Origin of the sequence: Psychrobacillus sp. NPDC058041 (assembly GCF_042885655.1) — a bacterium.
Lineage (GTDB): Bacteria > Bacillota > Bacilli > Bacillales_A > Planococcaceae > Psychrobacillus.
Genome location: NZ_JBHVRO010000010.1, coordinates 122,824 through 137,476 on the forward strand (window position 1 = coordinate 122,824; position 14,653 = coordinate 137,476).

Annotated in this window: 14 protein-coding genes; all 14 read right to left on the bottom strand. The window is 35.6% G+C overall.

Annotated features, from left to right (window positions below; genetic code table 11):
- Positions 1-7: 7 nt before the first annotated feature.
- Positions 8-367 carry a 50S ribosomal protein L20 gene (gene rplT, locus ACFVR1_RS15565; protein ID WP_387585313.1) on the bottom strand — a complete coding sequence of 120 codons (360 nt, stop codon included), beginning with the start codon at positions 365-367 and terminating at the stop codon, positions 8-10.
- A gap of 44 nt (positions 368-411) precedes the next feature.
- Complete coding sequence (gene rpmI / locus ACFVR1_RS15570; RefSeq protein WP_053588661.1) at positions 412-612, bottom strand: 50S ribosomal protein L35; 201 nt, start codon at positions 610-612, stop codon at positions 412-414.
- A 30-nt stretch (positions 613-642) separates the two neighbouring features.
- On the bottom strand, positions 643-1,206 hold the full coding sequence (gene infC / locus ACFVR1_RS15575) for a translation initiation factor IF-3 (protein WP_387585314.1): 564 nt from the start codon (positions 1,204-1,206) through the stop codon (positions 643-645).
- A gap of 252 nt (positions 1,207-1,458) precedes the next feature.
- Positions 1,459-3,384 (bottom strand): threonine--tRNA ligase, encoded by a 1,926-nt coding sequence (gene thrS / locus ACFVR1_RS15580; protein ID WP_387585316.1) that lies wholly within the window; start codon positions 3,382-3,384, stop codon positions 1,459-1,461.
- Positions 3,385-3,727: 343 nt separating this feature from the next.
- Positions 3,728-4,669: a primosomal protein DnaI gene (gene dnaI / locus ACFVR1_RS15585; RefSeq protein WP_387585318.1), complete on the bottom strand. Its 942-nt coding sequence runs from the start codon at positions 4,667-4,669 to the stop codon at positions 3,728-3,730.
- An 8-nt stretch (positions 4,670-4,677) separates the two neighbouring features.
- Positions 4,678-6,033, bottom strand: a complete 1,356-nt coding sequence (locus ACFVR1_RS15590; RefSeq protein WP_387585371.1) for a replication initiation and membrane attachment family protein — start codon at positions 6,031-6,033, stop codon at positions 4,678-4,680.
- Between the two features lie 29 nt (positions 6,034-6,062).
- On the bottom strand, positions 6,063-6,527 hold the full coding sequence (nrdR, locus tag ACFVR1_RS15595; protein ID WP_387585320.1) for a transcriptional regulator NrdR: 465 nt from the start codon (positions 6,525-6,527) through the stop codon (positions 6,063-6,065).
- Between the two features lie 117 nt (positions 6,528-6,644).
- Positions 6,645-7,028 carry an adenosylmethionine decarboxylase gene (gene speD / locus ACFVR1_RS15600; RefSeq protein ID WP_387585321.1) on the bottom strand — a complete coding sequence of 128 codons (384 nt, stop codon included), beginning with the start codon at positions 7,026-7,028 and terminating at the stop codon, positions 6,645-6,647.
- Between the two features lie 207 nt (positions 7,029-7,235).
- Positions 7,236-8,240, bottom strand: coding sequence for a glyceraldehyde-3-phosphate dehydrogenase (locus ACFVR1_RS15605; protein WP_387585322.1), 1,005 nt, complete (start codon positions 8,238-8,240; stop codon positions 7,236-7,238).
- A 119-nt stretch (positions 8,241-8,359) separates the two neighbouring features.
- Positions 8,360-8,953, bottom strand: a complete 594-nt coding sequence (gene coaE, locus ACFVR1_RS15610; protein ID WP_387585323.1) for a dephospho-CoA kinase — start codon at positions 8,951-8,953, stop codon at positions 8,360-8,362.
- 12 nt (positions 8,954-8,965) lie between these two features.
- On the bottom strand, positions 8,966-9,838 hold the full coding sequence (mutM, locus tag ACFVR1_RS15615) for a bifunctional DNA-formamidopyrimidine glycosylase/DNA-(apurinic or apyrimidinic site) lyase (protein ID WP_387585325.1): 873 nt from the start codon (positions 9,836-9,838) through the stop codon (positions 8,966-8,968).
- Positions 9,839-9,850: 12 nt separating this feature from the next.
- Positions 9,851-12,478, bottom strand: coding sequence for a DNA polymerase I (polA, locus tag ACFVR1_RS15620; RefSeq protein ID WP_387585326.1), 2,628 nt, complete (start codon positions 12,476-12,478; stop codon positions 9,851-9,853).
- A 171-nt stretch (positions 12,479-12,649) separates the two neighbouring features.
- A complete protein-coding gene (gene hflC, locus ACFVR1_RS15625) occupies positions 12,650-13,621 on the bottom strand; it encodes a protease modulator HflC (protein ID WP_387585327.1) in 972 nt (323 codons plus the stop codon).
- Positions 13,618-14,604: an FtsH protease activity modulator HflK gene (gene hflK, locus ACFVR1_RS15630; RefSeq protein ID WP_387585329.1), complete on the bottom strand. Its 987-nt coding sequence runs from the start codon at positions 14,602-14,604 to the stop codon at positions 13,618-13,620. The genes hflC and hflK overlap by 4 nt, the downstream gene beginning before the upstream one ends.
- Positions 14,605-14,653: the final 49 nt, after the last annotated feature.

Consider the following 14,653-nt stretch of genomic DNA (forward strand, 5'->3'; position numbering starts at 1 on the left):
TCTATAATTATTTAGCAATTGCTTTTTTTGCTACATCTGCAAGTTGTGTAAATGCTGCTGCATCTGTTACTGCTAGATCAGCTAACATTTTACGGTTAACTTCGATTTCAGCAACTTTCAATCCGTGCATTAAACGGCTGTAAGAAAGACCGTTTAAACGTGCTGCTGCATTGATACGTGTAATCCATAATTTACGGAATTCACGTTTTTTGTTGCGACGGTCACGGTAAGCATACATTAAAGATTTCATAACCTGTTGGTTTGCTACTTTATATAATGTATGTTTTGAACCGTAATAACCTTTAGCTAATTTTAATACTTTTTTACGACGCTTCTTTGTTACTGGTGTGCTTTTTACGCGTGGCATGATTCATTACCTCCTGCTATTCTTTCGAAGATTTAAGTTTCTTATTATTTCATGTAAGTAAGTAAAGTTTTGATACGTTTGTAATCGCCTGAAGAAGCTACTTTAGTTTTACGTAGTTTACGTTTAGCTTTAGTAGATTTGTTAGCGAATAAGTGGCTTCCAAAAGCACGGTCATGTTTTAATTTTCCTGTACCCGTTTTTTTGAAACGCTTTGCAGCTCCACGGTGAGTTTTCATTTTCGGCATGTCGAATTCCTCCTAAACAATTGTACTCTATTACTGTTTTTCGTTCTTTGGTGCAAGTACCAAGAACATGCTACGGCCGTCCATTTTCGGTTTTGACTCGATTGTGGATACTTCCGTACAAGCTTCTGCAAATCTATCTAAGACACGTTGACCAATCTCTTTATGAGTGATGGCACGACCTTTAAAACGAATAGATGCTTTCACTTTATCTCCTTTTTCAAGGAACTTGATCGCGTTTTTCAATTTCGTTTGGAAATCATGTTCATCGATTGTTGGGCTCAAACGAACCTCTTTCATCACGATGATCTTTTGATTTTTACGAACTTCGCGATCTTTCTTTTGCTGCTCAAATTTGAATTTACCATAGTCCATGATACGAGCGACCGGCGGCTTGGCTTGAGGAGCCACAAGGACAAGATCCAAATTTACACGGCCGGCAATTTCAAGTGCTTCATTACGTGTTTTCAATCCTAATTGATCGCCATTTTGATCGATAACTCGTATTTCGCGTGCTCTTATGCCGTCGTTCACATACATGTCTTTGCTAATAACAATCCACCTCCAAATAGTGTCGCGAATACATGGTTTGGGCATAAATTCCGTAGAAACGAATTACTTACGCCGTTTTCGATCAAATAAAAAAACGAGCAGACATAAGATGTATGTCTGCCCGCCGATATGAGAACATGTAGAAATCTACATATTACAGTCGATCGTGTGCTTACCAGTCAACAACTTGCTGTGTCGAACAGGTGAGAAGCGGGCAGCCTCTTCTTATACCACAAACTTGTATTCAATAACCTTATTAACTATATCATGTCACATATTCTGTGTCAACAATTTTTATTAATGTTGTACTTCTTCTTGAATGCGAACTAGGAAATCTTCGAAAGGAATACTTTCAGAGTTCTGTTCTCCATATTTACGAACATTTACATTACCTGCTTCTAATTCTTTATCACCAAGAACAAGCATATATGGAATCTTGTGCATTTGTGCTTCGCGAATTTTATAACCCAGTTTCTCTTCTCGGTCATCCATTTCTACACGGAAGCCGGCAGCCACTAATTGTTCCTCTATTTTTTTTGCATATTCGAAATGTACTTCATTAGATACAGGGATAATTTCTACTTGTACAGGTGCTAACCATGTTGGGAAAGCTCCTTTGTACTCTTCGATCAAGAATGCAACAAATCGTTCCATTGTAGAAACAACACCACGGTGAATTACTACTGGACGATGTGGCTTTCCATCTTCTCCAACGTATGTTAAATCAAAACGTTCTGGTAATAAGAAGTCAAGTTGAACAGTTGACAACGTTTCTTCTTTTCCGATAGCAGTTTTTACTTGAACATCAAGCTTTGGACCGTAAAATGCCGCTTCATCTTCTGCTTCAAAATAATCTAGGCCAAGCTCGTCCATTGCTTCTTTTAACATGCTTTGCGCTTTTTCCCACATTTCATCGTTATCAAAATATTTTTCTTTGTTTTGTGGGTCACGGTATGACAAACGGAATGAATAATCTTCTAGGTTAAAATCTTTATATACAGAAATAATCAACTCTACAACTTTTTGGAACTCAGCTTTAATTTGATCAGGGCGAACGAATAAATGAGCATCATTCAAAGTCATCCCACGAACACGTTGTAAACCTGAAACTGCACCTGACATTTCATAACGGTGCATTGTACCAAGCTCTGCGATACGAAGTGGCAGATTTCGATATGAGTGCATTCCGTTCTTGAATATCATCATATGGTGTGGACAGTTCATTGGACGTAATACTAGTGTCTCGTTATCCATTTCCATCGGAGGGAACATAGAATCTTGATAATGATCCCAGTGTCCTGATGTTTCATAAAGTTCTTTTGAACCTAGCACTGGCGTATAAACATGTTTATATCCAAGTTTTAGCTCTTTATCAACAATATAACGCTCAATAACACGGCGAATTGTCGCACCATTTGGTAACCATAGTGGTAAGCCTTGACCAACTTTTAATGAATTAGTGAATAACGCTAATTCTTTCCCAATTTTACGGTGGTCACGTTCTTTTGCTTCCTCTAACATTTTTAAATGTGCTTGAAGGTCTTCTTTTTTAAAGAATGCAGTACCGTAAATACGTTGAAGCATTTTGTTGTCGCTATTTCCACGCCAATATGCACCAGCGATACTTAATAATTTAAATTCTTTTAATTTTCCAGTTGAAGGGACATGCACTCCACGGCAAAGGTCGAAAAATTCTCCTTGCTCATAAATAGATACTTGTTCTCCTTCAGGGATTGCTTCTAGAAGTTCTACTTTATATTCATCATCTTTAAATTTATCAAAGGCTACTTGACGAGATACATCATGTCTTACAATTTCAATGTTTTCATTAATAATTTTTTTCATTTCTTTTTCAATTAGCACTAAATCATCTGCTGTTATTGGCTCTGGCGAATCAATGTCGTAATAAAACCCATTTTCAATAACTGGACCAATGCCAAGTTTTACATCTTTAAACATACGTTTCACTGCTTGCGCAAGTAAATGCGCTGAACTATGACGTAATATTTCTAACGCTTCATCGGATTCAGGAGTAATAATTGCAATATCCCCATCTTTTGTAATTGGCGTTTTTAAATCAATTAACTGTCCACTTAATTTACCTGCAAGTGCTTTTTTACGTAATCCAGGACTAATAGATTGAGCAATTTCTTCTGTCGTTGACGACATAGGAAACTCTTTAACTGCTCCGTCTGGAAATTTCAACTTAATAACTTCTGTCATTATGAACACTCCTCTTTTGATTATAAGGTAAAAAAACATAAAAAAACCCCATCCCTAAAAAGGGACGAGGTTAAATCGTGGTTCCACCCTTCTTCTGTCTATCCAAAATTACAAAATAGACGAAGCTCTGCATCGGCTAACGGGCCGGTCACCGGTAATTGCTGATTAATTCACAACTACTGCTCCAAGGTGGTAAATCGAAAGCCGATACTTAAGAAGCTTCCAGCCTTGGCTTCTCTCTCTAAAAAGTCGTACAAACTGATTGTTGTCCTCTTCTTCGCATTTAATTTTATTTATTCTTCTGTGAACGATTATACGCCACTCAAAAATCATTTGCAAGTTGTTATTTTTTGTCTCGCCAGTTCTTTCCTTGAAGTAAAATTGGAGTAGTAAGTGCCCGTATCCTTTCCATAATACGTCCAGCTTTTACTACCTCTTTTTCTCCACGTTGTGTGAATGATAAATGATGTTCTAATTCATCATAATTAAAATTGGAAGTCAAAAAAGTAGGAAGCTGTTCAGACATACGGTAGTGCAAAATAGTTCCCAGTATTTCATCTCTTGTCCAACTAGACATTGTTTCAGCACCTATATCATCTAGCATTAAAACAGGAGCTCGTTTCACGAGTTCTATTTTTCCAGCAAGCGACTGATCTTGAATCGCCTGTTTCATTTCTCGCAAAAATTCAGGAACATAGACAACTACTGAATGAATATGCCTTGCCGCTAATTCATTTGCTAACGCTCCAAGTAAATAGGATTTTCCTACACCAAATTTCCCGCTTATATAAAGACCTTTAGCAGGAAGTACATTCGTACGCTCCCACTCATTTAAAAAATCTTTTGCTGCTCGAACAGCAACAACTCTGCTACCATCTTCTAAGTCAACACCAGCTAGAGTTGCTTCCATAACCTCTTTAGGCATATGAATACTATCAATCATAGAAGTTACTTTCCTTCGTTCATCTTCAATTACTCCACGATTACAACGAACATATTCCAAGTCAATTAGATTGCGGTCTAAAACTAACCTTGGTTCATAGCCTTTTATATAGTTAGTACATAATTCAAGTGATTGACAAGCTTCACAATGTTGAGATTGAGAATTATATTCATATAACTTACTTAAACTTCGATCCACTACTTGTTTCGAAATATTAACTGCATTTTCTTCTAGAAATTTTTGTATATCTGGGTTTTCTAAAACTTCTTGTTTCATTTCATCCAGTCTGGAGGAAAATTCAGGTGTTATGACTCTCTTTAATGTCTCATTAATTCTCTCCATAATAGCACCTACCTTTTCGTGACGCCTAATTCAGCTAAAAGTTTTTTTCGTTCTTCTTCAATATTTTGAATTCCATTAGTCGATTCCCCGGATTGCTTTGTTTCTCCATCTTTTTTGTAAAACCAATCCGGTACTTTCTCTTCTCGTGTCGGTTTTTTTGTATAGGTTTTCTGCTTTGAACCTTCATTTTTCCATTTCATATATTGTTCATGTTCATTTCTAGCAAGTTCCATCGCTTCTTTTGCTGTTTTGACATCTTTTCGCATCCAATGAGACGCTATTTTTTCTGCATAGTTTTTCGTTAATTTCATATCTGTACGAAGGAGGACATATTGCAATAGAACATTTACGACACCAACTGGCATATTATAGTGCGAAACTAAATGATTTGCTAGTTGAACATCAGCAAGTATAGGCTCTTTCCCTTTAGCAATATCCCTTAAGACCGCCACAGGTGAAGTAGTTTCTAAATAATGAATTAGTTCTGCTTCTTTTGTCAGCGGTGTATTATTTTCAGGAATAGTTTTTTTAATTTTGGTTACATTTTGGATAATCGGAGCCTTTTTCGATACAGTCAGTTTATAATAATCGGCGCACGCCTTTTTTAATCTTGCTTCGGTAAGATGAAGTTCATCATCTAAAGCAAGTATGACAACTTTTTGCATTTCAATGGGATTTAGATTATATAAGAATGAAAGCTTTGCTATTACTTCTTTTGCTTCAATCGTCATCGCAGATTTTGGTACTAGTTGCTCCGACAAACCTTCTTGTAATAATGAAAAATCAAATTCTTCATAGTAAAATGGAAGAGAAGTTTTTCTTTTTTTGGATTCATAATCATCATCATAAGAAATTTGTTGGCTATTTTTTGTGGATGGTTTATAGACGTCCATGAAAGTTCTTGATACATCTTTAAATCCTTCGTTCCAATTGGATAATTGTATGAAGCGATTTCTCAATTGCTTATATGCATTTTCCCCAATTTTATTAAGTAAAAACATCGACAATAATGGATCTTTTAAAAAGGATTCTGCATCTAATGGAGCAGAAAGTTCATAATAAAAAAAACGAATATCATCTTCTGTCTTTTGCCATGTACGAAGTAAACCTATTGCCTCCAATGCAACTCTTGCTTGAAAAATCTTTCCGATAGAAACACCTAAAACATTCATCAGTTGATAATGCGACCATTGTTCACTAGTTTTCACTTCTCCATCCGCCCACAACGTTAAATACAAACTAATTCCTTCTGCCCCAACTAATGGTTGATAGAATAGAGTTAATAATTGACGATCATAATCTGAAAAAGAATATGGCAGCCGAATCATATACATGTCTGCTGGCTGGAGCTCTTTATATAACATCGACAATTGGTCCTACTCTCCTTTGCTTCTTATAAAGACGGGTTTTTCTTTAATATTTCCTTTAGTTCATCTATAAAAACATTTATATCTTTAAATTGGCGATATACAGATGCAAATCGAACATAGGCAACTTCATCTAGCTCTGATAGCTTGTCCATTACCTTTTCTCCGACTTCTTCTGACTTCACTTCTGAATTCCCCATTCTTCTAAGTTCCTTTTCAATCGAAAATACAAGATTTTCTAACTGATCTAATGCAACTGGCCTTTTTTCGCAAGCACGTATGAGGCCACGCAATACTTTTTCACGGCTGAATTCTTCACGAGAACCATCTTTTTTTACAACAATTAATGGCGTTTCCTCTACTTTTTCGAATGTTGTGAATCGAAATCCGCAATCCTCACATTCTCTTCTTCTTCTAATGGCCTTATTGTCATCTACTGGACGTGAATCGACAACCTTTGTGCCATTAAACTGACAAGATGGGCATCTCATATTGATCTCTCCTAATTCCTAACGTTAATTTGTATACTTATTATAACAATATTCTTCAATAAAATCGAAAAAGCAGAGGAATCTCTTCCTCTGCTCATCATTTTGGCTAAAAGTCTATTATGCTTGAACTGTCAAACGTGATTTAGGTACACTTAGTGGACCCATTCCACGGGGCATTTCAATCGTTTCGCGTGTTCCAGCATTAAGAGCATCTGCAATATAGTTAGCTGCAATTGATGGATCTAAATCACCACATGTATACACATCAATGCTCGCGTAACCGTGCTCTGGAAAGCTGTGAATCGTTAAATGCGATTCGGAAATAATAACGACTCCACTTACACCTTGTGGCGCAAATTTGTGAAATGCAACTTCTCTGATTTCAGCACCAGACCTTAGAGCAGCATCAACAAAAGTTTGCTCGATAAATGGCATATCGTTAAGTTTGTCGAAATCGCACTCCCATAGTTCTGCAATAATGTGACGTCCCATTGTTTCCAATGTCCGTTTCCCCCTTTGATAAAATTTGGTATAAAAATTTTAAAAATCAAAGTTGACTACCACGGGGGAAAGTTAGTCCAAAGAGGTCCTAACCCTTTAAGTAGTCTGTGTACGCGAAGTACACGATTCTCATTATATGTTGTTTTTATAAATTATGCAACACATAATAAATCCTCTTTCAAAAAAAGTTGAAAGAGGATAAAAAAATTAAAGAGCTGAAGCAACTTTTTTAGTTAAATCAAGTACACGAGCTGAATAGCCCCACTCATTGTCATACCAAGCAAGAACTTTAACTTTACGATTTCCAATTACCATCGTTGTTAGACCATCAATAGTCGTAGAGTTAGTAGTTGTATTGAAATCAATTGATACTAAAGGCTCCATTGTTAAACCAAGAATACCTTTCATCGAACCTTCTGATGCATTTACAAATGCTGCATTAACTTCTTCTGCTGTAACATCTTTCTGTAAATCTACCACTAAATCTACAAGAGAAACGTTCGGAGTTGGCACACGTAATGCCATCCCATGCATTTTACCTTGAAGTTCTGGTAAAACAACTGTAAGTGCCTTTGCAGCTCCTGTAGAAGTAGGAATAATCGATTGAGCACAAGCACGTGCACGACGTAAGTCCTTATGTGGATTATCTAAGTTGTTTTGATCATTTGTATACGAATGCACGGTAGTCATAAGTCCATTTTCTATTCCAAATGTGTCATTTAACACTTTTGCAACAGGAGCAAGACAGTTAGTTGTGCAACTAGCGTTTGAAATAATATCATGTTTAGTTACATCTAATTGATGATCATTTACACCCATTACAATCGTTACATCTTCATTTTTTGCAGGAGCTGTAATAATTACTTTTCTAGCTCCAGCTTCTAAGTGTGCTGCAGCTTTTTCCCCGTCATTAAATTTTCCAGTTGATTCGATTACGATATCAACGTTTAACTTTTTCCAAGGTAAGTTCGCTGGATCACGATCGTTTACGATTTGAACTCGTTTACCATTAACTATTAGTGCATCATTATCAATGGTAACTTCCCCTACAAAAGTACCGTGAGTAGAATCATATTTTATTAAGTGAGCTAATGTTTCTAGTGGGTATCTTGCATTAATTGCTACGACATTAATGTCCTCTTGTGCAATTGCTTGGCGGAATACCATTCTACCAATACGTCCAAATCCGTTTATTGCGATAGAAGCTATCATGAAAAAAATCCTCCTGTAACTATGTGATACTTTATATTTTATAACCTGGAAATAGTATAACACATATTCACAATCATGTAGCCTTAAATAAGAATTCAGAAAAGTTTTTTATTTACCTGTCATTCACCTTCCCAAATGGAAAGTATTTTCTTTAATTGTTCATTCGTATTTTCTAAAGTTCCGTTGTTATAAATGACAGCATCTGCACCCTTTTCTTTAATAGAAAGTGGAAGTTGAGATTGTATTCGAGCCTTTGCTTCTTCTAACGAATAATTATTCCGAGCTATTAATCTTTCTAGTTGAATCTCTTCTGTTACAGTGACGACTAATATTTTATTTACATACGATTGGAGTTTACTTTCGAACAATAGAGGGATATCCATGACAATTGTGTCATACCCTTCTTGAAATAAGACATCTTTTTGACGTAACATCTCTTCTCGAATAGCGGGATGCATTATATCGTTCAATTGTTTTCTATCGTGTGGACTGGAAAAAATAATATTGCCTAATTTTTCACGATTCAGAGTTCCGTCCTTGGAAATAACTTCTTCTCCGAATGTTTCTTTAATCGTTTCGAGCGTCTTTGTACCTTTTTCCACTACTACACGAGCTACTAAATCAGCATCAATAATCGGATACCCTAACTCTTTAAGCATTTTAGAGACGGTACTCTTCCCACTTGCGATACTTCCTGTTAATCCAATAATCATTTGTTCCCTCCACTACCTCTGACATGTTCCACAATAAGTAGATGTTCGTCCACCAATTGTTTTCTGCATTGTTTGCTTTCCACAAATAGGGCACTTCTTTTTCCCATACATTTGTAATCTATTTTGCATATTACCCGATTCACCGTTAATCTTACGATAATCAGAAATACTGCTTCCACCTTGTTCAATACTATCTAGAAGAACAATAACAATTTCATTGAATAACTGTATTTTACGTTCTTTACTAATTCTTTTTACTTTTCTTCCCGGATGTATTCGCATTCGAAATAATGCCTCTGTTGCATAAATATTTCCACAGCCCGAAACTACATGACCGTCCATAATAAATTCTTTAATCGGTTTATTTTCGTATTTAGGAAGCACACTCATTTCTAAAAAATGATCTAAAGCATTTTGATCGAATGGCTCAGGTGCCATGAGTAACAATGGCGGATGATCCTGTTCACTCTTTATAAAACGCAATTCTCCGAAACGACGAATGTCTGCATAAACGAGCATGTCACCCCCAACAAAATGTAGAATGACATGCGAATGTCGCTTAAATTTATCCTCTATAATTTCATGCAATCCTCTTACATAAAACCAAGCACCGGACATACCAAGATGAGAAACAAGTAAATACGGTATTCCGGCTTTTTCTAAATTAAAATATATATATTTAGATCTTCTGTCGATACTTTTAATAGTCATTTGTACTAAAGCACTACGAAAAGTTTCTACATCTAATCCTTTTAATATCGCTTCTTTACCATTTGCTTTAGAAGCAATTATCGTTTCCGAAACGTCCACTGATTTAATTGTTTTACCTGTGACGATTGGTTTTAACGAACGAACTAATCCTTCTACTTCGGGTAATTCCGGCATATTAAAAACTCCTTACTTCGTTTCATACCAAGAAGAGCCGTATGCGTACTCCACTTTTAATGGAACGATTAGTTTAATCGCACCTTCCATAACTTCTGGAACGATTTTCTCTAGTAGAGCAATTTCTTCTTTCGGTGCTTCGAAAATCAGTTCATCATGCACTTGCAATAACATTTTCGTTTGCATATTTTCTTCTTTTAAACGTTTGGCCATATCAATCATAGCTTTTTTAATAATATCTGCTGCACTTCCTTGGATTGGTGTATTCATGGCTGTACGCTCAGCAAAACTACGGAGATTAAAATTAGAGCTCGTTATTTCAGGCAAGTATCTTCTTCTATTTAGAATAGTCGTTACAAACCCTTTTTGCTTTGCATCTCGAACTGTATCATCCATGTATTCTTTTACACCTGGAAAACTGTTTAAATAGTTTTCAATAAAAATTGCTGCTTCTTTGCGAGTAATATTTAAATTCTGAGATAGTCCGTAATCACTAATCCCATATACGATTCCAAAGTTAACCGCTTTGGCAGCCCGACGCATATCAGATGTCACTTCTTCTTTTTCAACATGGAATACGTCCATCGCTGTTTTTGTGTGAATATCCATATCTATATTAAATGCTTCAACCAATTTTTCATCGCGGCACATATGCGCAAGGACTCTTAGTTCGATTTGTGAATAGTCAGCTGCGAACATGACCCAATTTGGATGAGAAGGAACGAACGCTTTCCTAATTTTTCTACCTTCTTCTAATCGAACAGGAATATTTTGCAAGTTTGGATTAATCGAACTTAATCTCCCAGTTGACGTTAAGGCTTGTTGGTATCTTGTATGAATTTTATGGTCATCTTCATGAATTTCTTTCGTTAAACCTTCTATATACGTAGAGTTAAGCTTCCCTAGTTGGCGATAATTTAGTATATAAGAGATAATTTCATGCTCACTTTCAAGTTTTTCAAGAACATCTGCTGCTGTTGAATAACCCGTTTTTGTTTTCTTCAAAGGAGTTAAACCAATTTTTTCAAATAAAATAACTCCTAATTGTTTCGGGGAATTAATATTAAATTCTTCTCCTGCTAACGTATAAATATCTTTTTCAATAGCTCTTAATTTTTGCTCTAAATCTATACCCATTTCTTTTAATACTTGCGCATCTACTTTCACACCATCTGACTCCATAGTTCCTAAAATCGATGCGAGAGGTAATTCTAACTCTTTATATAAAGCGTATTGTTCATTTTCTTCTAACTTTTCTTCCAATGTAGGTTTTAGTTTCCATACTGCTTGTGCTTTTCTGCAAGCATGTTCCGCTAATTTGTCCACTTCAGGAGCCGCTTTTTTTGCACCTTTTCCATACACGTTTTCATCTGTCAGCACATCATAGTAGCCAAACTCTTTCGACATAGTAGCCACATCATCCGATGAGATAGAAGGATTAACGATATAAGCTGCTAGGAGTAAATCGAAACCAGCTCCTTTTATGCTAACTTGATGTTTACTACTAACTGCTTGGGTAGCTTTTGAATCCACTAAATACTTTATCTTCTCTTCATCACTTAGCCAATCACAAAAAGCAGTCGATTGAAATGCTACTGATCCAGGTATAAAATACGAATGTTTGCCATCAAAAAGAGCGACTCCTAGTAATTCACTCGTATGGTATTGTTCATCATACATTTCAAGATGGATAGCCATTTTATCTTTTAAGATGGTTGCATCCACTTCTTCCACAATGTCAAAATTCACATCAGATGTTGTTTGTTCTTCCGAAACATACTCTGATTTTCCAAGTAGCGTTTTAAAGGAAAGTTCTTTCCAAATAGAAGTTACTTCATCCATATTTGGTCCCATATATTTTAAATCATCAACAGCTACTTCAATTGGGGCATTGGTTTCAATAGTCGCAAGTATTTTGCTCATTTTAGCTTGTTCTTCATTTGCCGTGAGCTTTTCTTTCAACTTCGCCCCACTGACAGTATCTAATGCTTGATAAAGATTTTCCACTGATCCATGCTCTTTTAATAATTTGATGGCCGTCTTTTCGCCAACGCCAGGGACCCCTGGAATATTATCTGAAGCATCTCCCATAAGCCCTTTCATATCAATGATTTGAAGTGGTGTTAAGCCGTATTTTTCTTGGACATGAGATGGAGTATATTTTTCAATATCAGTAATACCTTTTCTTGTGATATATACTGTCGTATTATCTGTAGCAAGCTGCGTTAAATCTTTGTCTCCAGATACAACGATTACTTGTTGCCCACTATTTTCTGCTTGCTTACAAAGTGTTCCAATAATATCATCTGCTTCATACATATCTAACTCATATCTTTTAATACCATATGCATCGATTAACTTTCGAACATATGGAAATTGCTCAGAAAGTTCAGGTGGAGTTTTCTGTCTACCACCTTTATATTCACCAAAAGTGGAATGTCTAAAAGTAGTTTTACCAGCATCGAATGCAACTAGCATATGGGTCGGATTTTCCTCCTCCATAATCTTTTGAAGCATGAGCGTAAAACCATAAACTGCATTCGTATGTATACCATGGTCATTTGTTAATAAAGGTAGAGCAAAAAAAGCTCGATAAGCAAGACTATTTCCATCTAATAAAAGAATTTTTTCGGTTGACATTAAGTTCACTCCTTTAATTTGAAAAGCGGCATTTTTTTGTCCATCGAGCTCGATCGATGAACCCCCTACATCATCTGCGAAATAAGCCAAAGGGTTTTGAACAATGAAGAAAAATAAAACCGTCATTCCCTATATCTTACCACGTGAGTAAGGGGAATGACGATTCATATACTACTCTAAATACCCAGATAAAATTTTTGCATATGGAGAATTTGATGGAATGATAATCATCGTATCATCTCCAATTGTTTTTTTGTACGATTCAAGTGTTCGGTAAAGTGAATAAAACTCAGGATCTTTTGAAAAAGAGGTATTATAAATTTTTGCTGCCTCTGCTTCCCCTTCAGCTTCAATCATAGAAGCTTCTTTTTGAGCAGTAGCGAGCATTTCTTTTACTTTTCGATCGGTTTCCGCTTCAATTCTTCGTTTGTCTGCATCTCCAGTAGACAGGAATTTTTGCGCAATTTTTTGACGTTCGGAAATCATTTCATTATATACAGATTGCTCATTTTCTTCTGGCAGATCTATACGCTTAATTCGCACATCTACTACTTCAATACCATATTTATCTCTTCTTAGATGTTCATTTACTTCCGCTGTAATTTGATCATTCAAACTACCTCTCGATGAATTTTTATCATTGATAATATCATTATATTCAAGCTGACCAAGCTCAGATCGGACAACCGAATAAATGAACTCTTCCATACGAGAACTAGCACCAACTAAGCTACCTGCACTTTTAATCATTTCTTTTGGATTTACAACACGCCATACAGCATAATTGTCAATAATGATGCGCCGCTTATCTTTTGTATTTATTTCTTTTTCGGAAAGTTTATAATTCATTTGATATTTTGGTATTGTCGTCACACTTTGAACAAATGGTATTTTTATATATATTCCAGGGTCGTCTTTCTCTCCAACTATTTCCCCGAATTGGCGAATAATCTTGTATTCACCTTCTTTTACAACATATACATTAGCTAAGGCTATAACAATTAAAATAAAACTAACAAAAATTGTAATAAATGTTTTAAAATACTTCTTAACCTCTATAGGTGTTTTTTCTTTTTTTGGCTTATCATCAACTGTTTTAAACTTTGCTTCTAAGTTAGAAAAAGGGTTTTTATTATCCGTCATTGTTCACCATTCCCTTCCTCAGGTTTAGATTTTGTCTCTGGAGGTGGTGTTGATTGTTTATTTTGATCCATTGCTTGGATAGGTAAATATTTCATCGTTCCACTTTCATCATTCATAATATAAATATGAGCGTTTGGTAAGACAGCATCTAATGTCTCCATAATTAGTCGTTGTCTTGTAATCTCTTTATTATGCTGATATTCTGCATATAGCTTATCAAATAGTGCTACATCCCCTTTTGCGTGTTCGATACGGGATATTTTTAAACCAGTTGCATTTGAAATAATTGCATCTTTTTCCCCAATTGCTTCACTCATTTTTTGGTTTTCATATTTTCCTGCTTGGTTTACTTTAGTATTTTTCGTTTCTTCTGCATCCGTCACCGCCATAAATGCAGAACGTACTTCAGCATTTGGGAGCTCTACATCTTGGAGTTTAACCGTTAGTACTGTAATTCCTATGTTATACTTTTGAATTAATGATGAAAGTAAATCACTTGTATCTGCTTCTATCTGAGCTTTTCCAGATGTTAATGCATCATCTATTTTTGAATTTCCAATTACAGAACGAATAGATGCGGATGTTGCATCATGTAGTATCTCTTGAGGATTTTCGGAATTAAACAAATATGCTTTTGGATTCGTAATCTTCCATTGAACAACTAAATCCGTAAGAACAATATTGTCATCTCCCGTAATCATTTTTGTATCTTTATCAAAAGAAGTAATTTCTCCGTCCTTTGATTGTTTATAGCCAAATTGCAGACTAAATGTTTCTTTCGAAAGTTTTTCAACTTGTTGAATTGGCCAAGGCATTTTAAATTTTAAACCTGATTCCGTAATCGGGTCACTTGCTTCCCCGAATGTAATAACAATTGCTTGTTCTGATTCATCCACTGTATACCACGACGTAAATACTGCAGATAATAAAATGATACCGATGAATAAAACAACAATAATAGATATCAATCTTTTAGTACTCATTTCGTATCCCCTTTCTATGTATATCTCTTTTACGGTGTAACCAATCATT

What these genes read in the sequence shown, in the direction of transcription:
- rplT (WP_387585313.1), bottom strand. Translation starts at nt 367, where the DNA reads ATGCCACGCGTAAAAAGCACACCAGTAACAAAGAAGCGTCGTAAAAAA.
- rpmI (WP_053588661.1), bottom strand. Translation starts at nt 612, where the DNA reads ATGCCGAAAATGAAAACTCACCGTGGAGCTGCAAAGCGTTTCAAAAAA.
- infC (WP_387585314.1), bottom strand. Translation starts at nt 1,206, where the DNA reads ATGCCCAAACCATGTATTCGCGACACTATTTGGAGGTGGATTGTTATT.
- thrS (WP_387585316.1), bottom strand. Translation starts at nt 3,384, where the DNA reads ATGACAGAAGTTATTAAGTTGAAATTTCCAGACGGAGCAGTTAAAGAG.
- dnaI (WP_387585318.1), bottom strand. Translation starts at nt 4,669, where the DNA reads ATGGAGAGAATTAATGAGACATTAAAGAGAGTCATAACACCTGAATTT.
- ACFVR1_RS15590 (WP_387585371.1), bottom strand. Translation starts at nt 6,033, where the DNA reads ATGTTATATAAAGAGCTCCAGCCAGCAGACATGTATATGATTCGGCTG.
- nrdR (WP_387585320.1), bottom strand. Translation starts at nt 6,527, where the DNA reads ATGAGATGCCCATCTTGTCAGTTTAATGGCACAAAGGTTGTCGATTCA.
- ACFVR1_RS15605 (WP_387585322.1), bottom strand. Translation starts at nt 8,240, where the DNA reads ATGATAGCTTCTATCGCAATAAACGGATTTGGACGTATTGGTAGAATG.
- coaE (WP_387585323.1), bottom strand. Translation starts at nt 8,953, where the DNA reads ATGATTATTGGATTAACAGGAAGTATCGCAAGTGGGAAGAGTACCGTC.
- mutM (WP_387585325.1), bottom strand. Translation starts at nt 9,838, where the DNA reads ATGCCGGAATTACCCGAAGTAGAAGGATTAGTTCGTTCGTTAAAACCA.
- polA (WP_387585326.1), bottom strand. Translation starts at nt 12,478, where the DNA reads ATGTCAACCGAAAAAATTCTTTTATTAGATGGAAATAGTCTTGCTTAT.
- hflC (WP_387585327.1), bottom strand. Translation starts at nt 13,621, where the DNA reads ATGACGGATAATAAAAACCCTTTTTCTAACTTAGAAGCAAAGTTTAAA.
- hflK (WP_387585329.1), bottom strand. Translation starts at nt 14,604, where the DNA reads ATGAGTACTAAAAGATTGATATCTATTATTGTTGTTTTATTCATCGGT.